The 21,697-nt window shown below is 35.8% G+C and carries 19 protein-coding genes; 7 read left to right on the top strand and 12 right to left on the bottom strand.

Features of this window, described 5'->3' with window-relative positions:
• Window positions 1-423: 423 nt before the first annotated feature.
• The 9 genes from ACP6PM_RS00820 to ribE form a co-directional block, all read right to left on the bottom strand.
• A complete protein-coding gene (locus ACP6PM_RS00820) occupies window positions 424-1,479 on the bottom strand; it encodes a M23 family metallopeptidase (protein ID WP_426580951.1) in 1,056 nt (351 codons plus the stop codon).
• Window positions 1,480-1,508: 29 nt separating this feature from the next.
• Window positions 1,509-1,778, bottom strand: coding sequence for a DUF5615 family PIN-like protein (locus ACP6PM_RS00815; RefSeq protein ID WP_426580950.1), 270 nt, complete (start codon window positions 1,776-1,778; stop codon window positions 1,509-1,511).
• 73 nt (window positions 1,779-1,851) lie between these two features.
• Window positions 1,852-2,169, bottom strand: coding sequence for a DUF433 domain-containing protein (locus ACP6PM_RS00810; RefSeq protein WP_426580948.1), 318 nt, complete (start codon window positions 2,167-2,169; stop codon window positions 1,852-1,854).
• Between the two features lie 156 nt (window positions 2,170-2,325).
• Entirely contained in the window at window positions 2,326-3,528 is a 1,203-nt protein-coding gene (locus ACP6PM_RS00805) for a patatin-like phospholipase family protein (protein ID WP_426580946.1), read from the bottom strand.
• A 674-nt stretch (window positions 3,529-4,202) separates the two neighbouring features.
• Window positions 4,203-4,907 carry a class I SAM-dependent methyltransferase gene (locus ACP6PM_RS00800; protein WP_426580944.1) on the bottom strand — a complete coding sequence of 235 codons (705 nt, stop codon included), beginning with the start codon at window positions 4,905-4,907 and terminating at the stop codon, window positions 4,203-4,205.
• A 531-nt stretch (window positions 4,908-5,438) separates the two neighbouring features.
• The gene (locus ACP6PM_RS00795) at window positions 5,439-6,107 is read right to left on the bottom strand and encodes an ester cyclase (protein WP_426580942.1); all 669 of its coding nucleotides are present in this window, start codon (window positions 6,105-6,107) and stop codon (window positions 5,439-5,441) included.
• A gap of 305 nt (window positions 6,108-6,412) precedes the next feature.
• Window positions 6,413-6,991: a GNAT family N-acetyltransferase gene (locus ACP6PM_RS00790; RefSeq protein WP_426580940.1), complete on the bottom strand. Its 579-nt coding sequence runs from the start codon at window positions 6,989-6,991 to the stop codon at window positions 6,413-6,415.
• 877 nt (window positions 6,992-7,868) lie between these two features.
• Window positions 7,869-9,104, bottom strand: coding sequence for a hypothetical protein (locus tag ACP6PM_RS00785; protein WP_426580938.1), 1,236 nt, complete (start codon window positions 9,102-9,104; stop codon window positions 7,869-7,871).
• A 76-nt stretch (window positions 9,105-9,180) separates the two neighbouring features.
• Window positions 9,181-9,906, bottom strand: a complete 726-nt coding sequence (ribE, locus tag ACP6PM_RS00780) for a riboflavin synthase (protein WP_426580936.1) — start codon at window positions 9,904-9,906, stop codon at window positions 9,181-9,183.
• 271 nt (window positions 9,907-10,177) lie between these two features.
• On the opposite strand from ribE, the gene ACP6PM_RS00775 reads away from it, so the two are divergent.
• The 4 genes from ACP6PM_RS00775 (at window position 10,178) to ACP6PM_RS00760 (ending at window position 16,113) form a co-directional block, all read left to right on the top strand.
• Window positions 10,178-10,684, top strand: coding sequence for a bifunctional nuclease family protein (locus tag ACP6PM_RS00775; protein WP_426580934.1), 507 nt, complete (start codon window positions 10,178-10,180; stop codon window positions 10,682-10,684).
• A 261-nt stretch (window positions 10,685-10,945) separates the two neighbouring features.
• Window positions 10,946-12,061 (top strand): aldo/keto reductase, encoded by a 1,116-nt coding sequence (locus ACP6PM_RS00770; RefSeq protein WP_426580932.1) that lies wholly within the window; start codon window positions 10,946-10,948, stop codon window positions 12,059-12,061.
• Between the two features lie 1,225 nt (window positions 12,062-13,286).
• The gene (locus tag ACP6PM_RS00765) at window positions 13,287-15,083 is read left to right on the top strand and encodes a PAS domain-containing sensor histidine kinase (RefSeq protein WP_426580930.1); all 1,797 of its coding nucleotides are present in this window, start codon (window positions 13,287-13,289) and stop codon (window positions 15,081-15,083) included.
• 478 nt (window positions 15,084-15,561) lie between these two features.
• Entirely contained in the window at window positions 15,562-16,113 is a 552-nt protein-coding gene (locus tag ACP6PM_RS00760) for a gamma-glutamylcyclotransferase (RefSeq protein WP_426580928.1), read from the top strand.
• Between the two features lie 954 nt (window positions 16,114-17,067).
• On the opposite strand, the gene ACP6PM_RS00755 is transcribed toward ACP6PM_RS00760, so the two are convergent.
• Entirely contained in the window at window positions 17,068-17,913 is an 846-nt protein-coding gene (locus ACP6PM_RS00755; RefSeq protein ID WP_426580927.1) for a M56 family metallopeptidase, read from the bottom strand.
• Complete coding sequence (locus tag ACP6PM_RS00750; RefSeq protein ID WP_426580925.1) at window positions 17,913-18,335, bottom strand: BlaI/MecI/CopY family transcriptional regulator; 423 nt, start codon at window positions 18,333-18,335, stop codon at window positions 17,913-17,915. Before ACP6PM_RS00750 ends, ACP6PM_RS00755 begins: the two co-directional genes overlap by 1 nt.
• Window positions 18,336-18,475: 140 nt before the next feature.
• On the opposite strand from ACP6PM_RS00750, the gene petE reads away from it, so the two are divergent.
• The 3 genes from petE (at window position 18,476) to ACP6PM_RS00735 (ending at window position 21,262) form a co-directional block, all read left to right on the top strand.
• Window positions 18,476-18,877 carry a plastocyanin gene (petE, locus tag ACP6PM_RS00745; RefSeq protein WP_426580923.1) on the top strand — a complete coding sequence of 134 codons (402 nt, stop codon included), beginning with the start codon at window positions 18,476-18,478 and terminating at the stop codon, window positions 18,875-18,877.
• 938 nt (window positions 18,878-19,815) lie between these two features.
• Window positions 19,816-20,148 carry a cytochrome c6 PetJ gene (gene petJ / locus ACP6PM_RS00740; protein WP_426580921.1) on the top strand — a complete coding sequence of 111 codons (333 nt, stop codon included), beginning with the start codon at window positions 19,816-19,818 and terminating at the stop codon, window positions 20,146-20,148.
• Window positions 20,149-20,407: 259 nt separating this feature from the next.
• Window positions 20,408-21,262 (top strand): tetratricopeptide repeat protein, encoded by an 855-nt coding sequence (locus ACP6PM_RS00735; protein ID WP_426580919.1) that lies wholly within the window; start codon window positions 20,408-20,410, stop codon window positions 21,260-21,262.
• 292 nt (window positions 21,263-21,554) lie between these two features.
• On the opposite strand, the gene ACP6PM_RS00730 is transcribed toward ACP6PM_RS00735, so the two are convergent.
• Entirely contained in the window at window positions 21,555-21,680 is a 126-nt protein-coding gene (locus ACP6PM_RS00730) for a hypothetical protein (RefSeq protein WP_426580917.1), read from the bottom strand.
• Between the last annotated feature and the right edge of the window lie 17 nt (window positions 21,681-21,697).

The following is a 21,697-nucleotide window of genomic DNA, read 5'->3' as shown; positions in this document are numbered from 1 at the left end:
TCATCCCGACGCTCCCCTACGGGAGAGCGCGGGACTTCCCGCCGGGGGAGTTAAAGGAAGATTTTGGAAATTTTATGTTTGGTTAATCACTTACGATTTAACTTTGAATTTAGGAACATAGTGTAGCGCACGCGCAAGATCAAGTCAATCATGCAAAAGTAAAAAAAATCTTATGACTGAGTTTGAACATTTATAAGTTTCCTAACCATAATGCGTAGTGCTATAATATATGACCCCATATTATGTCTGGTTAAATAGTTATAATTAAAGTTCGTAGTAGGGCTTTAGCGCTATCTATACTTGGGGCTAAAGCCCTACTACAAACAAAAACTTTTTTATCGCTAATCATCCGGACATGATATCAGTAATTAATTATCCCATGACCAAAAAAGTCAAGCATCAAGAAAAATAAATCTTGTTTCTTCAATTAAATTGAACCTCTTTGCTCACATTTACCAATACTTTATCACCTCGCATCAAACTATACTCACCCCTCCATTTTCCCTTAGCAAGAGACTGAGAATTATTGCGTTTTCCCACATATCCCATCCATGTCTTTTTCGCAGATTTAATTTCCTTTTTATTATCTATTACTCGCTCGCCATTAGGAGCAAATAATTGATAATGTTCTTTATCCCCAGGCAACACCCCATAAATTTGCACCCAAAATATTAATGCAGCACTATTTCCTGGTAAAACTGTGTCGTAAAATTTCCCAGACCACAAATCATCCATAGTTGGTGCCGCAGCAGCAAACCCACTCCGAATAAAACCAGTGGGTTTATAACTCAAAGGTTGCTGCCAAATTGAATTACGAGCAGTATTACAACCACTCTTAGCATTCGGTCCCACAAATGGATCGACAATTTCTCCCTGATATCGAAAGCTCAAATGTACATGAGGAAAGGAAGCTAAACCAGACTCTCCCACCATTCCCAGTTCAGTACCTGCTTTAACAACTGTTCCTGGTTTCACAACAACACTACCGTTGCGGAGATGGCAATATTGAGTTTCCCAACCATTACCATGATCTATAACCATTCCGTTACCACATTCAATATTCTTCACCGCATCCCGATCGGCTTGATTTTTGATTCGGCGATCGGGTATTCCATCTCGCACTCGTAGCACTTTCCCAGGAGCAACCGCTTCTACCGCCACACCTTTCGCCATAATTTTTTCATCAGATATGGCAAAGTCAGTTCCTTTATGACCGTCGTAAGTTTGCCTACCGCAACCAAAATCTACTGCTTTTGGACTAGGGTCGCGATCGCTATACAATAAAATAAAGCAGTCTTTATCTAAGTTACATTCAATAGGTATGGCAAATTTAGGATTATTTGGTACTTGAGCAATAGAATTGTCAAAGACAGAATTTTGAAATAGTGGGGTATTAGCATTAGCAGTCAGTAGGTAGTTGGTTGCTAATACTATTACTAATGCGGTAACAAAACCATAAAAATAATTTTTAAGTTTCATATTTTTTCTTTAGTTATCATCTTCTAATATTACAAAGGCAAGTAGATAACCCGATCGGCAAGCTCTTCAGGAAAAGAAGCTTTAGCAATTATTTCCAAGTCTTGTACACATTTACCAATGGAAACCCGCCATTGGTAAGCATAGATAACTCCAGAAAAACTTACACTCTCAGCTTGACGGCGACTACCTTCAGCAAGAAAATCATCATCTTGAGTAAACAAGACACGCTGAAGTTGAGTAGCGCGATTAAATACTGTCGGATATGCTTCTCCAGATAGACCATCTTCTTGAACTGTCAATACATCTATCCCCCGCTGACGCAACCCTTCAGTAATTTGTCGAGCTACATTTTATCCATATACAGAGCTATACTCACTGAATCACTCCCTCTGCCTTCAGTCTCTTGACAAACGGCGACTCTCCTGCTTCTTGGCGTAATTTTTCTACATACTCATAACGCTTTTCCATATCTGCATCTATTTCTGCTTGATTATCCCAATAATAAGCTAGAGCAGAATAAATTTGACTCATCCTCAAATGAGGATAGTTTTCGTGCAATTCTTCTGGCGTCCAACTGTAAGCTTTAACTGAGGTAATTAACTCGACTACTTTCATCGTACTTCCTGTAATAATAGGGACGTTTTTTTCGTCGAGATGTACATATTTATATTCGGTATTGGTCGTTGTCATAGTTTTTATTGATAGTAGAGAGCGATCGCTCTGTTGACTATCTTTAATGATAATTCAGTTTTCAAATTTTTGTCAAAAGCGATCGCTCTTAATTTCATCCTCTTGAAAGGTAGGAATTATTCACCGGAACTAATATATTTGTTAATAGCTGAAGACTTAATTAGGATTAGAAATAGGCTTAGGATTAGTATTAATAAAGTCTTCAATTGCCTCTTTAACTCCAGTAAACACATCTTTCTTTTCTTTATATTTGTACTCGTAGACTTTGCCTTTCTCAAGGTAGCATTCAGCTGCTTTTATTAGCTCGTTACATTTACTAGGATCGTCTATTTCTTCACTGACATATGTTTTCATAAATTCGTTGTAGGCATCCTTTTTATCTAGTAACTCTCGCAGGTGATTTTCTTTGCGCTCTCCTTTGAGGTGTGTGTTTAGATCGAAATTCAAACGTAGGTAACTGCCCCCTTGAATTCTCACTATTCGCCTGCAAATCTCTTCTGAATTTATTGCAGAAGGGTCCATAAATATATTAGATATATTCTTAGCCCAACTTGCGAGTCCCCACTTTTCGATCTCTTCATGTTTGTAGGGGCGAGTTGTCTTACCAGTTCCAATAGAGAGTACGGCAATATTGCTCAAGTTCAATTCTTGATTAAGTTCTAAGGCGCGAGCGATTGCAATTAATGCTGGGTTATTAGCTGATACTCCACCATCAATGTGCGGAAGATGTTGGTTTTTATTTTGATCTGGATTTTTATCTGGATAATAGGGAAGTTTATAAGGGGGAAAAAATGTTGGAGCTGATGCTGAAGCAGCACATATTTTCCATAGCTCAATGTTGTCATACCATGATTCATCCTCATCAGGAGAATTATTGCAAAACCAAGTTGTGTTTCGGCTATAAACATCATAAGCAGGAATCAGAATATGAGGTGCCTCGATCTCCCTCAACTTCCGATCCCCTAATTCCTCCTTTAATACTTTAGCTAAACCCTGATCTTCATCTCCATTGGGATATAACACCTTAATTCCCCAAGGTTTAGTCAAAAATTGCTGAATTCTATCTCCAAAAAGTTGGCTAATCCCTCTCCATTTCCTTTGCTGACGCACACTGTCGAGGAAAATATTTTTTCCCTGCTTCTCGTAGAGTTCGATCATCTGTTGAGCACTTTTCTGACAAGCAATACCCGCAGCCAGAATTGAGCCAGTAGATGTGCCAGCAACAAAGTCAAAATATGTATGTAATTTGTGGCCTTTTTTTGCTAGAATGTCTTCTACTTCCTTGAGAAGTCTTGCGGATAAAACTCCACGGATACCACCGCCATCTAGGCTGAGAATTCTGTATTTTTCTTGAGTCATACTACTCCTAGAAAAGTTAAATTTTAAGCTAATTGCAACTAATAACTAAGAATAACACAGTTTTAGGTAGAAATATCTGACATAATTATGCTTCTAATTGTGACCAAGAAGCGATCGCCTTACCTAAATCTTCATTCAAAAATCAAGTTATTATTACAGCAGTTTTTAGAAGTTGTTTGTAAACTCATAAAAACCTCTCTCCTTGTAGGAGAGAGGCTTATTAACCCCCATTCCCTCGTAGGGAAGGGGGGCAGGGGGGTTAGGTTTTTAAGATTCATCGGTTCCATGCAGTACTTCTCAAACAGTTTCTTAGTAAATTACCTCAAGTCAAAACCATAACGCTTATAGCCCATATTCCGCACGTCAAGTTGTAATATTAAAAGTAGTATAAAAAATGGTAGCGCGGGTTCGTATTTATACTCTATAAATCCTATTCATTGACCTTTCTCAGGAGTCAGATTCTCAGGAAAATATTAAGCATAAATACTCAATTACTTACTCCTATTGACCACTTTGATTGCCTCCTGTCTCCTGTCTCCTGTCTCCTGTCTCCGTTTTTCATGCTACATTTTGTCGTGCGGAATGTAGGTTATAGGGATGTTCCATTTTTTAATCTTCAGTTCTCATATTGTTTACTTTCACAAATTATCGCTTTGCTCAGAAAAATCTACTAATTAAAGACTTTTCTCCAATTGATAAATAACATAGGGAGCTATCTTCATCTCATCTTTCCAATGAAGTGGATCTGAGCTATTTCCCAGAGGTCTAAATTCCTGTTTTACCCTCAAACCAGCTTGTAAAAACGCCATTTTGTAGTCGTTATCACTCCAAAAATAATCAGTTACATCAATGTTTTCCGGAAGCAAGCGAGCCTTAACCTGTTGCCCCGAATGGAGCGGTGGCTTATTCTCTGGAAAATCTACTAGGCAAGATAACCAATTTCCCTGGTAAAATTCCTCTGTGTTAGTAACTATTATACCAACGCCAGATGGGCAGATAATTCGAGCCATCTCTCGTACAATTAAATCGAGATCGATCAGGTTGCCAATTTCCAGTAACATCCAGCTTGAAAAAAAAGCCTGAAAATATCCATCCACAAAAGGCAAAAGCTGGCTGGATTTGAGAAGATGGTAGTCACCTTTTGGATCTGCTATCCTAGCCTGTGCCATCATCTCTGGACTGATGTCTGCACCCACAACGTGATTCCCCAAGGCTTTCAAAAAACGGCTTGAACGTCCAGTACCGCAGCCAATATCGAGAACAAAGGAGTCTCTCAGCAAACGGTGTTCTGCAACAGTCCGAAAGGCAAGGTAGTCTGTATTATTTAGTTCTCTGAGAGCGTATTGCTGGGCTTGTTGGGAATAGTCAGGACTAGGCATAGTTATACCGTTTCACGGAAGTCAAAAGTCAATGCATTAAGATTTTATAGGCTCAAAACTTTGACGCTGTAGTAATTTCAGGAAATTATTTCACATCTAAAGTTTGAAACTATTTGTAAAATTCTTTTTTCATGCTTGGTATTATAATCTCTGATTGAATATTTATAAATAATTAGGGAAGTAGGAGCAATTTTCTTTTGTCATGCTCCGTAAACATGAATTTCCCCTACAAGAGCGAAGAAAGGAGAAAAGTAGATGTGTAGGAAGTAGTTAATTACTTAGCGAATAGCAGAAAATAAATTATCCCAATTTTTGTACTCTATTTTTGTACTATATCCTGACTGCTTACTCCCTACCCCCTTACTTTTTGAATTTCTTCCCTACTCCTTACTCCCTACTCCCTTATTTTCATAGCTAATGGGATAATTTTTTATTTGGAAGTCCCTTAAATTATATTCACCACACTAATTGTTCGGAAATTATACCGATAGATATATTGAAGCTACTGGTGCTTTTTTTTAGATAATGTTGTTATTTTTGACTATGAAATGGGCAACTGCCAGCAGTTAAATCTTTGATAAATTTACTATTATCGAAATAATGTTCCAAAGACAAAATCTTTAAATCTTCAGTTAATCTAGCAATACTCATCCCAATTATTTCAATAGTTTCACCAGTGGGTTGATACTCTTTAAAATTACCCTGAAAAGTTCCCCAATGCCGCCATTTAAAAGTAACATTTGGCGGTCCAGAAAGAACTTCCATTACTTCCCAAAGAAACCCATCAGGAAAAGCTGTATGAAAAACTTCAAAGGATGATTCAAAAGTTTCTTCTTCAGGATTATAATCTTTATTTTTATCAATAAAAAGATTATATGTTCCTTGTTCTGCTGTTTCTTGAGCACTGTATTCTTTACCTCCATTACTACTCATCCGAAATTTATCGGCAACAACAGATAACCACTGTTGAGGATTAGTTTTATTAGATGCTTCCATCTCAAAAGTTCTGACTAAGTTATGAGCGATAGCCTCTAAAGATCCTTCTGGATGATGATATTTTCTTTCTTGTTGAAAAACTCGATCATTGTGAGAATAGTCTGGTCGTGTTCCGTCTCGCCATTCCACTCCTTCATCATTAGTAATGACTTGTTCTCTATCTTGTACCCAGAGTGGTAGTTCTGTAGAATTAGTATTACTCATATTTATTTTCAATCATTAGTTTTCAGACTTTAATTTACTAGATTATTTTTGAGGATAATAGCTATTACATAATTATTTAATTGTTTTTGATTAAAAGTAAAGAGAATTCATTAATGGATAATGGATAATTGATAATTACCTCGGGTTTTAACCGTTACGGAATTGAATATTCAGAGGATTGAAATCAGGAAAATATTTTTGATTTTTTCGTTAGGTACGAACGAGGCTTGCATCCTTAATTAAACAATTATTAAAATTCAGGAAGGAGCCAAAAATTTTGAACTTTTAATTGAGTAGTTTTGAATTCAAAAAATTGTCAAGTTAAAATCATCTTTACTCAAAGTATATTTTACACCTGCTTGCTGAGACTTTGAATAAACAAAATTTCTCTCAAATTTTAATCCTACTTTTTCCATAACTCTAATAGATGCTTTATTTGTTAATAAAGCACTAGCAACTACTTGTTGTGTTTCCAACTCTAAAAAACCTTTCCGAATTAAAGCTTTTGAACCTTCTGTTGCATATCCTTTTCCCCACATTTTTCTTTGTAACCGATAACCAAGTTCAATATCATCAACTTGGTACAAAGTTGCTCCCATATAACTATCTAAACCTGGTCGAAAATGAAACCAACCAATAAATTTATTACTTAACTTTTCAATAGCTGCCCAAAAACCATAACCAGGATATTGTTGGTAATATCTGAGAACTTTAGGTAAAAATTCATTTTTAATCTCATTATATGAAGTCGGTGTTCCTGAGCGATCGCCTAATTTTGTGAATCTAGTTACTTCTGGGTCACTATCTAATTGAAATAATAATTCTGCATCAGCTTCAGTAAACTGTCGTAAAATTAATCTTTCTGTCTCAAGAAAAATATTCATTGAATTTTTTATAAAAAAATAGCTTCTTTTGAGCAGGGGAATTTTTGCTTATAGCGGTTTTCATTTGGGTAAACCATATTAGGGACGTTCCATGGAAAGTCCCTACAAGGTTTTGGTTGTGATGATGTGGTTCATCAATCTGAAAAGCGCTGTATTATATCATGTTCGCTAGAACAGTTATAATAAGGCTTCGTAGTTTTGCTTTAGCCCCAATATTAAGTATTGCAAGGACTGAATCCCAACTACAAACAAAAACTTTATTATAAGTAATTATCCGAACATGATATTATTCCCCTATTTCCTGTTTTTACTATTTCAGGACTTATGCAAAGGTATTAATTGTATGGGAAATATCTGAAATTATCGCCAAAAATACACCATAAACAGCGGTCGTGCGTAATACAAATCTGGTTGAATACTTATAGCAATATGATTTGAGTTGTGAGATATTGGAGACTTTTAGGGAACAGGGAACAGGGAATAGGGAACAGGGAATAGGGAACAGGGAATAGGAAACACTTAACACTTAACTGGGAAGAAGAAAATGTATCTTATTCATAAGATAACTGCTATATTCTATCCTTTTAAGGAACACCTCAATTCTCACATCTGATTCCTGATTGCTATATTATATGATTGGGGGAGATGGGGAGATGGGGAGATGGGAAGATGGGGAGATTGAAGTAATTATAGAATTATCAACATATATTATATAACCGGATTCTATATAATACCATGTCCGGATCAGAGCGCTATCAAAACAGATACATTCTTTTCTCCTGACTCCTGTCTCCTGAGGACTCCCTAATTATTTATAACTGTTCATCCGGACATGATATAAGTTTTGTATTTATTAAGTATGGCAGCAAAAACGGTTCTAGAACAAAATAACTCTATCTATTCCAAAGAAATCATCAATTGTTTCAATATTTTGAGTTAAGTTTAAATTAGCTCCACCCTCAATTATAGCAACAGTATCTACCTCAATAGCATTATTTTCTAGAGATTGATACTCAATAATTAAATCATTACCTGATGGGAAAACCTGAATATTATCTATTGAACTCTTAAATAGCTCAATAGAATCACCCTCGAATTGGTTAAAGTCTACTATTCTTGCCTCACCCTCACCTAAATAGAAAGGTACAGCTGTTGGTATTAGAGCAGGAACTATAACTGTAGTAGTTCCTAGAATAAACTCATTTACTCCAGGAGTACCAAATAGGCGATCGAATTCACCTAGACCATCACTACGGTAGTCTCTTTCAAAAAAATAATCTACTGCAACTCCTGTTATTTCCACAAAATTATTTTCTGCTCCCACAGGTCTAACAATATCGCTGCCACTTGTTCCACTAAAAACAGCAGCACGACTTTCATTAATACCAAAGTTGAGATAATGTTCTAAACCAGAACTAATAAACCCATTATTGACAGCTTCAGCAACAGCAGGATTATTTGCTAAATATTCGGCTTCGACAAAAGATACTTCTAGAGGTAGAGGTTCACCAGTTGGAGGTTCTTGGGAACCAAAGCGGAAGTTACTGTCGTTCAAAAGTAGCTCGTTAGTAACAGGATCGACCACATTCTCAACTACCGCTAATGTTGTTCCTGTAGTGCTACGAGCAATAATGGAAGCGTCTGTTTCTCCTGGTGCAAAACCAATGGAGTAATTTCTAATAAATGAATTATTTTCTTTACCTAACTGAATAATGTCAACATTGAGGTCAAAGTTACTAATCCGAACGTTACTATCTATACCATTGTAGAAATCTTGACCAGATTCACCTAAGATAAAAATATCAGTGGCATTTCCCCCAACCAAGGTGTCAAAACCACCACCCCCATCACCTGTAATACCTGTTTGATAAATGCGATCGCCTTGAGCGTCTAAAGTGACAGGTACTCCGATCAAGTCTATTTCTCCTCCTGGTATACCCACGGGTAATTCAGGAAGAAAGTCATTGCCAGTGGTACCAGTAAAAGCAGCAGCTCGTTGTTCAAACGCGCCAAACTGGAGATAATGGTCGAAACCAGAAGCGAGCAAACCACTATTAACTGCTGCTGCAACATTAGGGTTTTCCAGTAGATATTCACTTTCAAAAAATGGCATAATTTCCTTTAAGTTAAACTAATTTTGCTGTCCTTGACTTTACCACAAAAAAAATGTTCCTTCTTTTTAAATAAAATTAAATAAAACCGTTTTCCATCAAAAATTCTGGTGTAATATCCTTTAAATTACTGACAGTAGAATTGTCTTCTAAAGCTGGTGGTAAAACAGAATAATTATTAGACCCATGACGCAGAAATTTAGCTACATATTTACCGAGAATATCTGCTTCAATATTTACTAAACTACCTGGTTTTAAATGACTCAGATTTGTTTCATTAAAACTGTGGGGAATAACTGCTACTTGAAACCAGTTGCCATCCACATCACAATCAGCCACAGTTAAACTGATACCATTTACAGCTATACTCCCTTTCGGTACAATGTACGGCGCAACCTGACGTTCCCACCTTTCATCTGTTGTCTGTGGCGCTGTAAATTTCATTTCCCAGGCATTAATAGTTTCAATAGAGGTTTGTAAGCATCCAACCCCATCAATATGACCTGTGACAAAATGGCCTCCCAGCTTGCTGCCTGCTCTTAATGAAGTTTCAAGATTAACATACCTATCTGATAGTTGGCCTAGGGTACTACGTTGTAAGGTCTCAGGTGATACGATCGCCACAAATCCTTGAGCTAAAATATCTATTACTGTTAGACAAACACCGTCTACAGCTACACTATCACCAATGGCCAAACCTTCTAAGATGATTTGGCTATTAGTAGATGATTCCAGAGAGACTAAAATTTGGCTTTCTGCTAAAAGCTTAATTTTTCCTAAAGCTTGAATTAATCCTGTAAACACTGTTTTTCCTCTGATTAATTAATTAAAGTTTAGTTAAATTTTATGAATAGTTACACCAATACTACCTTTGAGGTTAGGTTGTCTATATCATCATGGTGAACTATTAGTTAAAGTAGAACCATACTCCGAAAAGATCAAACATAATAAATAAATGTAAAAATAATTAATATAGGTAAATATCAAGCCAGATTAAAATCCAGTTGTTCCTTACCTATAATCTTTTATATCCTATAAAGTTTGACAAAAATAATTATAAAATGAGGCCGAGTCGATGATTGAAATGAAAGTCGCTGGAATAGCATTGGATGCAGCAACACGCAATCCAATTGTATTGTTAAGAGATAGTACAGAGCGGCGTGCCTTGCCTATCTATATAGGTCAAGATCAGGCCAAAGCAATTATTAGCGCTCTGGAAAACCATCAGCCACCACGTCCATTGACTCACGACCTTACGGTCAGTATTCTAGAATCACTGAGTGGGGTTCTGGAAAAAGTGGTGATTCACTCATTGCAAGATAACACATTCTATGCAGTGCTAATTGTGAAGCAAGGGGAAACTAAAAAAGAAATTGATGCCCGCCCCAGTGATGCCATCTCTATTGCCCTCCGCACAAATAGCCCCATTTGGGTGATGGAAGAAGTGGTAGCAGATGCTTCTATCCCTGTAGACCGAGATGCAGATGAGGCTGAAAGGCAAGCATTTCGGGATTTTGTGTCAAAACTTCGCCCTGAAGATTTAATCAAACGTGGTGGATCTAGCACTGGTGGACTATCTTGATACTGTTTCAGGGAAGTAAAAAGTAAAAAATCAAAAGTCAAAAAAAGATTGATTTCGCTGAAAATTTGAACAGCCTATTTGAGATGCTTGGCCAAGGTTAGTATGAGCTATCGGTTATCAGTTTTCGTCTGCTCCCTTTCTATCTTAGTCAAATTCTAGGTGGTTTTATGTACTGAACTTACAGGTCAACCACTATCATAATTCATTATAGGTTTTCAGAGCGATCGCTAATTAACTATAACTAAAAACTAAAATATACAGGTGCATTACCGCAGGTTTGGCAAAACGAACTTAAACCTCTCAGTGTTTTCCTTGGGCACTATGCGATATTTGGTATCTGAGGAAAATGCTGTGAAAACAATACAGAAAGCTGTGGATATGGGTATCAACCATATTGAAACAGCTAGAGGTTATGGTAAAAGTGAAAAGTATCTGGGTACAGCCTTGGTATCTGGGTTGCAGCGTGCCCAACTTTATATAACAACAAAAATTACACCGACAAAAGATGTCAGTCTGATAGAAAGTTCTATAGATGAATCATTGGAAAATCTAAATATAGACTATTTAGACTTTCTAGCTATTCATGGCATTAATACTTGGGAACATTTAGAAATTATTCATCATGGCATTAGAGCGCTTCAGAAGGTGATAGATGATGGCCGAGTCAAAAATATTGGTTTCTCAACTCATGGGCCTTTAGAGGTAATCTTAGCGGCCATTAATACAGACTTTTTTCAATTTATTAATTTACATTACTACTACTTTTTCCAACGTCATGCTCCCGCAGTGGAGTTAGCCCACCAAAAAGATATGGGCATTTTTATTATTTCTCCGGCAGATAAAGGTGGGCAGTTATACACACCACCTCCTACTCTTCAGAACTTGTGTCAGCCTTTTTCTCCACTGGAATTAAATTATCGATTTTTATTAAGTGACCCTAGAATTACAACTTTAAGTGTGGGTGCTGCTAGGCCAGAAGAATTAGAATGGCCTTTAAACATGGGCGATCGCACAGAAGCTTTAACTTGTGAGGAAACAAAAATATTTGAGCGTTTGGAAACCGAGGCTTTACAGCGCTTGGGAACGGAGAAATGTAGCCAATGTTATGCTTGTTTACCATGTCCAGAAGATATTAATATTCCAGAAGTCCTGAGATTAAGGAATTTAGGTATAGCTTATAATATGACAAGGTTCGGTAAATACCGATACGGGATGTTTGAAAATGCTGGTCATTGGTTTCCTGGTAAGAAAGGTAACCGATGTACTGAATGTGGCGAGTGTTTACCAAGATGTCCGGAAAAATTGCATATACCAAGTTTGTTGAAAGATACCCATCAGAGATTTAAGGGTACATCTGGTCGTCGGTTGTGGGACTAAACTTTTTAGATATTGTGTTAGATTGTTCAAAACAAATAGAGACTATTATTTTATTCATTAATGGATAATGGATAATGAATAATGGATAATGAATAATGGATAATGACCTCTTTAAGAATTGATAATGAACAATGGATAATCGATAATTATTTTTGTTTTTGGCTGTCGCCGACATGAAACGCTACGCGACTTGAATTGCCTTTGCGGAGCATGACAAACGGAAAGCTTTGTGGAACGCTTTCCCCAATTATCAATTATCAATTATCAATTATTAATAATTAATTATTAATTATTAGGAGAGGCTTTAAACCTTTGGGGATTAATATATCAATTATCCATTGGTAATTAGAGTCTATGGAAAAAGTTTTTGGTTCCGAGAGCAAGAGGCAAGCTTTTAGAGCCAATTATCTTGATAACAAATTAAGGAGTTACCGAGTTAAGAGTTAATAAATATGTTAAAAAATTTTTTAGTTTTTTTTAATCCTAATTTTGATTTAGGGCAACTGCTATATCTGTTATCTTCCATCTAATTTCAAGTAAATTAGAGAATTTGAGTAAATATTTGCTGCCAACTTCTGTTTCCTTTTCCCTATTACCGAATAATTAATAATTATTAATTGTTAATTAAATACCTTGGTTCAAAGCCTCCCCCCATAGGGGTAAAAGCGGTCGTTTGCGGAGCAGTCCGTAGGATGGGATGCCGAGGAAACCTCGGCATATCCAATCGACCAAGAGAAAGAAATAATATTTCCTTATATTCAATTCCGTTGCGGTTTTAACCAGAGGTAATTATCCATTATCCATTATCCATTAATGAACATCGCACCTCTAACATTCTTTATATTTAGCAAAAATGTCGGCAGAAGTACCCATCTAAAAAGACGATCGGGATACTAATATTTGATGAAGGGATGAATAGCTAGCACAATATATAAAACATGGGCATGATTTTAGTTGATGGTGATAATCCCGAATTATAAATTTAACTTCTGACTTCTTCAATTGGGATTATACTAGTTTCCCAAAATACTTTTACATTAACTTTTTTTAGCAGGTAAGGGAGGTTGGTTTGGCAATACAGGAAAATTCAAGAGCAAAGGTTTTCTCTATTTTCTAGTCCTTACTCTCTACTACCTATTTTCACTATAACTATCTTTTTAAAATTTGGTATTAATAGTTAAAACTAAGCCAAGATATCTTTGAAAAACTAAGATTGAAAATCACAATGTTGATCCTGTCAATAATCATCTCAATCATATTTTTCCCATTGATTAATCAGTTATTGGAGAAAACATTTTATATTTTTAAAAATCAAGGAGAAAAAGTCAAAGAGCTCCAAAATATTAACCATAAATTACAGCGAGAGCTTCAAATAATTCAAGAGAAAAATGTAGAACTAGAAAAGAATCAAGCAATTTTGTCAGCAATTGTAGAAAAGTCTAAAGCAATTATTTATATTCAAGACATACAAGGAAAATACATTTTAATAAATCGTCATTTTAGAAAAACGTTTAATCTGGAAAAAGAACAAGTTATTGGCAAAACTAACTATGATTTTTTTGCCAGAGAAATTGCAGAAAATTTTAGTTACATAAATCAAATAGTTACAGAAGCAAACAGATGCTTAACAGTGGAAGAAATTTTACCCGATAAAAATGGATATAACTCTTATATTTCTACCAAATTTCCACTTTATAATTTAGATGGTTCTCTCTATGCAATTGGTAGTATATCTACAAATATCAATTATCGTAAAGAACTTCAAACATTGTTAGCCAACGTTAATGAAGAGCTGGAAAATAGAGTAGCAGAACGTACTCTTTGTTTAAAACAACTAAATGAACAGCTCAAAATTGAAATTAATGCCAAAACTCAGGCTAATGAAATGGCAGAGAAAATGGCTAATGAACTATCACAACACGCGAGAACAGTTGATAGTATTCTCAATGCCTCTGTAGATCCAATTTATCTTTTTGACCCCTCGGGAAAATATACTTATGTAAGTCGAATTGGAGCAGAATCTCTAGGCATGAAGCCTAATGATATGATTGGTAAAACAGCAACAGAGCTGGGTTTTTCACAAGAAATTATTCAACAGTTCTATGAACAAACAAAAAAAGTTTTTACTACTGGTAAATATGTCAAATCAGAAGGATGTTTTCCCACTATAAAAGGGGAAATAGATTATGAATATATTATTAGTCCAGTGGTCGATCAAGAAGAAAATATAGAAGCAGTAGTTTCCACATTTCGTGATATTACCGAACGGCGACATACACAATTAGAACTAGAGTTAGCAAAAGAAGCTGCAGAAGCAGCAAACCAAGCAAAAAGTAGATTTTTAGCTAATATTAGTCACGAATTAAAAACACCTTTAAATGCCATTATTGGTTATAGCGATTTATTACATGAAGAAATTAATGACTTGGGCGATCGAGATTTAATTAATGACTTGAACAGAATTCGTTTGGAAAGTCAGAAGTTATTAAAAATGATTCAAGAAATTATCGATATTTCCAAAATAGAAGCTAATAAAATGAAGTTATATTTAGAAGATTTTAATTTATCATCTTTAATAAAAAATGTAGTCAAATCAGTGGAACCTTTAGTAGTTAAAAATGGCAATATTCTGAAAGTAGAAGGAGTCGAAGATATTGGTATTATGTATGCAGACCCAATCAAAGTGCAACAAATTATATCTAATCTACTTAGTAATTCTGCTAAGTTTACACATCAAGGTGAAATTAATTTAAGAGTAAGTCGTCAAAAAGATAATATTGTGCTCTGTGTAACTGATAATGGTGTCGGTATGAGTTTAGATCAAATTAAGTATTTGTTTAGACCCTTTACCCAATCTGATGAATCAACTACTCGTCAATACGACGGAATTGGTTTAGGATTAGCAATTAGTCAACGTTTTTGTCAAATGATGGGTGGCAATATTACCGTTGATAGTAAAGTTGCTTTAGGTTCTACTTTTACTGTTTGTTTACCTACAGAAGTTGCAGATAGTAAAAGTTAAGATTTATTACTAACAAGAATATCTAGGGTGCATCTCAATTAGGCAATGGGTAAAAATACTTAGAGAAATTAAGCGGTAAGAGCCCCATTGAGATAAGCACAACAATATCTGAGAAGATTAGGGGTATTACTTGGTAACTATTGCGCTCCCGGCAACTTCTGCCTGTCGTGCCTGATGGTTTTGATTGAGTATTTATACTCATCGCATATCTGAGATGCACCCAATATCTAAGTATTACTTGAGCGAAGCTTAAAAGATGTGATTTTTTTTAGGCATAGCTTGGCTTCGTTAATGGATAATGGATAATTACCTCTGGTTAAAACCGTAACCGAATATGTATAAGGAAATATCCTAGCACTTTTTTTCCCTATTAGATGAAGCTTTTAACCTGAATAATTATTAATTATTCGGTAAATATTCCAGTTAAATTTTTCTGGAATTCAAAGATATACTAACTCAGATTCTCCAAAAGATTAAGATGAACAACCTAATTTCTACAGAGAAAAAGTTTTACTACTTTGCCTATGGTTCCTGTATGTGTCCTGTTGATTTAAAACGAACTTTGGGTGAAAATACTCATGCCTATGTTATTGGCCCAGCTAAACTTAAAGGATATAAACTTGGGTTCTATCGTTATTCCGAAAAGCGTAATTGTGGAGCATTAGATGTAGTAAAAAGCCCAAATTCTACTGTAGAAGGAGTGCTTTATAATTTACCTTTGAGGTTGCGCGATCGCCTAGATGAAAGAGAGACTGTAAAGTTCGATTTTGTTAAACAAATTCACTGCGGTGGTTATCGACCAGAAAAAGTTAAAGTATCTTGTCAAGGTAAATTATATAGTGAAGTTAGTACCTATGTAGTTGTAGATAAATTACCTCAGGAACTAGCTCCTAATGATTGGTATTTTAACGTTGTACTTCGAGGAGCTATAACTTGTGGACTTTCAGAAGAATACTGTTGGAAATTGTTTGAACATATGTACAGTTTACAGCATCAGAAAAGACCCCAAAAATTATTAGCTGTGGCGTAGATATATCATTACTTATTGGAGTTTGCTGAAAAAGTCTATTAGTTTATAGCGGTTTTTAGGTAGATGAACCACATAGTCACGCTCTACAACCCAAATAGTTGAGTTTAAGCGACAAGTTTTAACGCCTACCTACTTACTTTGATGTCAAACCATCATTGGTGGTTAAGTAGTCATGCAAAATTAATTACACATACTCTAAAGCTAAAAAGCTGATGCTGTAGAAATTACAGGGAATAAAATTAGGTAATTAATTTTGCCTAAGCACTTACATATTCATACTTTCGAGATACTGCTTCATAAAACTGATACAAAGCGTCACATCGATGCGACAAATTGATGTTTACTTCCTGCTTCTACTGAGGCCGTCGGCGGTTACTCATCCACAGGCATTGACGGTTAAGCCAACCGCATCTTTCCACTCTATACCTAAATTTAAGTCTTTGTCAATAGATATCGCTTTAGCCCACCAAATATAGTGCTACTCGCTCAGGTATTTACAATTTACAGCTCAAAGTGCAGTAAGCGAAAAGGTGTACAAAAAATGGTTGTGCAGAGCGCAAAGTGTGGCATAATTCAGCAATTAACAATGAACAATTAATAATTAATAATTAATAATTACCCCTTCTGAATAATGCCATTTCTCAAAAAGAATGTTATATCTGATTGGGTGGGGAAGTGTGGGGAGTGTGGGGAGTGTTGGGAGTGTTAGGAGGAGTAAACATTAAGAATAATAAACATTAACTGGGCTAATAAAGAGCCAAAAAGTGATTCGACTTGTGTTAATCACTTAATAACTGAAGTGCGACATAAGTATAGCAATGCTTTTGGGAATTGGTATAATTAACAAATAATAATTAATTATTATCACTCGTGGTCGCATTGATAATTAATCAGAGAGTTTATGAGTAGATGTACGCTTTTTAATTATTCATTATTCATTATTCATTCCTACTTTTACTGATGAAAGAACATAGTGATTAAAGGTAAAAAATTCAACAATATCCAACTCCAAAACCAGTAATTATTTTGCTGCATAGAAAAATCTGGTTCTGCTAATAGGGCATCAATTCTTTCTGTTAAACGGTTAGGGGGAGTCGTACAACTAAATGCTGCATAAAAATTAGTTGGTTCAGTGAAGCGATCGCTCACCATTAATAACAAAGTCTCCGCCAACAATAACCCATCCACTTGTTTTTTTGCCCACTGGTCGGCACGAATTTCTCGCAGAGTCAAAAGTTCATGCCACAAAACTTCAGTATTTGGTAAAAAAGGAACTATTTTCCCCAACCAACCTAACCAGAAAAACCAAAAAGTATCTCGATAATAATAATGAGCTTGTTCGTGATTTAACACTGCATAAAGTTGCTCGGAATTTAATCTTTCTACAAGTCCTTTACTAACTACTAACTTAGAATTCCAAAAGCCTATTTGAGCACTAAATAAAATTGGATTATCAAGTAAAAATACAGATTTACCTTTAATATTTAATTGAGGATAATCATTCACCTTTTGCACAGACCGCCAACCTTGATAGCCTAAAACCAAACCCAAAATAGCCGTCCATCCGCAAAAACCCCAGGCCAATACATAACTAACCCATCCAGTTGAGAATCCCAGCATTTCTCCTTCAAGCCCCATACAAATCACGGCAATGGCCGTTGCGATTAACAGTAGGGGCGGAGAAATAAATAATAGTAAAGAGCGCTGCCAACGGACTAACCAATGAGGAGAAATAAAAAAATCTACACATCTTAGAACATAAGCTAAACCTAGAGCCAAAAATATAATAATTAGGTGCATTATTTTTCCTCCTCCCTAGCTTTGCGTATAGCTTTTAGCTTCTGGGCGATCGCCTCTATTTGTTCTATACTAGCAGAGTCTAAACTATCGGCAAAAGCGGCCACTACATCAGGATTTCCTACTGCCAGAAATTGATTTAATTGTTGGTGCGCTTTCAACATTTGAGCTTCTCGACTAGAAATCAAAGGTCGCCACACAAAAGCACGGCTACTTTCATCACAGACCAACCAACCTTTTTGAGTCAGGCGACGTAGCACTGTTGTTACTGAAGTATAAGCCAACTCTCGGTCAGGGTCAGCCAGAATATGTTCATGTACCTGTTTTACTGTGGCACAACCTAAATCCCAAACAATATTCAAAATTTCTGTTTCCAGAGGCCCAAGGGACATTTGTTGTGGACGGTGATTTGGTAGAGGACTCATAATTTTTGATTTTTCAATTTTTGCTTGGCCTAGTTCAAAATTCCCTGTTCTTCTGGTAAATTATTTAAGTATGACAATCTGTCTTATTAATGTATAATTATCTCTGGATGCAGAATAATCTAAAAAAACAGGAGTTAAAGATGCGTTTTATATCTTCACTTTCTAAGTCTATAGCACTACTAGCTTCCGTAGTTATGCTAGTTATCGGTAGCCTAGTATTTTCTAGTCCAGCAGAAGCAGCAAACTATACAGTAACAATGGGTGCTGGTGGACTAGCATTTGGTCCTCAGAAAGTAACTGTTAAGCCTGGTGATACAGTTACATTTAAAAACGGTATGCTTGCACCTCATAATGTAATGTTTAATCCTGCTAAATCACCAGATTCAGAACTGTCAAAATCACTTTCCCATAAACAATTGGCATTTCAAGCTGGAGAAAGCTTTGATGTAAATATTCCAGCAGATGCAAAGTCTGGTGATTATGAGTTCTTCTGTACTCCTCACCGTGGTGCAGGTATGGTTGGCCATCTAATTGTAAAATAATAGCAGAATTTAACTAATACATCACAAGCCTAAAGCAAGTTGGGTTGATATTAGTTTATTGCTATTTAACGATGACAAAAATATCTCTATCTTCGCCTAATCATCGTAAATTTTCGGGAAGTTGGAAACCAGCCAGTTTTAACGGCTGGATGAAAACGACCCGACTGGTTTTAACCCGTAGTCAAAAAAATGTGTTATAATTAATTATTTAAAGACACGAAAACCTCTGAATCCTGGTGAAAGCCCGATAGCTAATGGACGCTTCAGTTAAATGGTAGTTAATCGAAAAGATGGCTCGGTGCTTCTTGTCAGCACTCTGTTTCTAGCCGTTAGTCAGCACGTTGTACCTCAGAGCGAGTGAATCAACCAATAACTAAAAAAAGTAGCCTCAATGGTCTTTGACCGGAGAGAGTAGTGGCAATTGACACCGCCTAGTGAGCTGCTGCTGCATTCCTACCACGGTAAGGTGCTGGCAATGTGGAAATCGTGGCTTCAGCCAGATTTACAGCTCCTCTGAAGAATCCACGCGACTTTCGTCCGTGGAGTGTCAAAAATAGTTATTTGCAAAAAAACTGTAGGGACGTTCCATCGGACGTCCTGACAATATTTTAAGAAAAGGCAGATATAATTTTTGGAGATATTTAATACTTAAGGGAAATTGTCAAACCCTTAAATAATTAAGATTTAAATTGATAAATATTAAATATTCCTCTCTCTAAAAGTTAAGTATTTTAGGGAGAGGATAATTATTTTTACCATTAATAAGTAACCTTAAAATTTTAGTACAAATGAAAAATGTAGCATTAAAAACTCTTTGATAATCATTAATTTAATTTTTATGTTTGACAGGCTGTCGTTTGACGTAATGCCTCACTTAATTCAGAATAAGGAACGCAGATTTAATAATCTTCTGTATTTGTGTTGAGAGAGGAGAACAAATGAAAAAATTACTATCAATTGTACTATTGGCCATAGCGTTTGTTGTTGTTGCGGTACAACCTCCAGCTTTAGCTGCCGATGTAGCTCATGGAAAGCAGATATTCACAGGCAACTGTGCAGCTTGCCATATTGGAGGTAAGAATAGCATTAACCCAACAAAGACTCTAAGTAAAGCAGATTTAGAAAAATGGGGTATGTTTAGTGCAGATAAAATTATCACTCAGGTAACAAATGGTAAGAATGCTATGCCAAATTTCAAAAGGCTTGGAGAAACTTCCATTGCAGATGTTTCAGCTTATGTTCTAGATCAAGCTGAAAACGGCTGGAAATAATTAATATCAAATTAGGAAAAGATAGGAGAGAAAAGTTTCCAACTTTACAAATGAAATCTTTCTCATCTTGATAATATATTCCTTGATAGTTGGGGTGAAAATTAGAGCTAGAGAAAATATCGAATCTATAGCTCTATATATTCGCCCCAATATTAGTATTTGAAGTAAATATATACGGTGACAAATGAATAGCTTTTATCGATTTCTACTCAGTATTAGTATAGTCGTTACAGTCTTATGTTTTTCATTCTCGCCACCGATGAAAATTGCAACTGCTAACTCAGACATCGGTAATGCTAAAAAAGTCTTTACCAAAGGTATAGCTAATACTGAAAACAAAAACTATGAGCAAGCAGTTGAAAACTTTACCAAAGCAATAGAATTTAATTCTAACTTTGCTAGTGCTTATAGTAATAGATGTTTAGTTTATCTGCAATGGGGAAAATATGAGGCAGCGATCGCTGACTGCACCGAAGCAATAAAAATTAATCCAGAAAATATAGAAGCAAATCTCAACCTAGGTTTAGCTTACTACGAAATCGGTAATTACCAACAGGCAATTGCAGAATATACTCAAGTGCTTAACCACAACCATAATGATTTTCGTGCTTTATATAACCGAGGATTAGCTAATTTTGAACTGAATAATTATCAGGAAGCAATAGGAGACTATAACTTAATTTTAGCAAATACTCAGCAAGATGCTACTTTTAATCAAGCAGATATTTATAATGAAAGGGGTCTAGCATATTTAATGTCAAAAAATATGCACAAAGCAAAGTCAGATTTTAGTTATGCTATTTATATGGATGCTGGCAACTCTAGAGCTTATTATAACAGAGGTTGTGTTTGTAGCAAGATGGGAAACATTGAAGGAGCAATGGCAGACTTTAGTAAAACTCTAAAACTTAACCCCCATGAAGCTCAAGCATATTTAAACCGAGGGTTATTGCGTCAAGAGTCTGGACTTTATCAAGCAGCAATTCAAGATTTACAAGCTGCTGCAAAGTGTTTTTGCGATCGAGGTAATATGTCAGCTTATCATCACACCCAAGCATTGATTAATGGATTACAAAAATGGCTGTTATCATCTAATCAAACTGCTATTGGTTAACTAGCTATCAACTTTTCCTGACGGAATACTCCGAAACAGCATTTAGCTGTCATATAGAATCCGGTAAAATAGTCGTCATTGCGACGATAGGAAGCAATCTCCTATAACCCTGAGATTGCTTCCTTCCACTTCGTTCCAGTCGCAATGACTTGGATTTACTAATTATCCTGATTTTATATCAGCTATTGGTAGAGCGCAATAGGGGTGAATTACCATTCACCCCTAGAGAGTTTTGCTTGTAATGATATGATTCATCAATCTGAAAAATGCTGTAATCACTTGAATCTGAAACCTAAACCAGTGAAATATTAGTGTCGTTAACTGTAAAGCCAACAGGATTTTTGAGAACTGCAATTGCTTCATTCAAGTGACTAGCATTTAACTCGCCAGTAGCATAATTATAGGGATAGTGTATCACAAAACGCTGATATCTTG

This window comes from Dapis brunnea BLCC-M229 (assembly GCF_050015995.1).
Lineage (GTDB): Bacteria > Cyanobacteriota > Cyanobacteriia > Cyanobacteriales > Microcoleaceae > Trichodesmium.
Note: the sequence above shows the minus strand (reverse complement) of the source record. Positions and strands in the feature narration are given on the sequence as shown.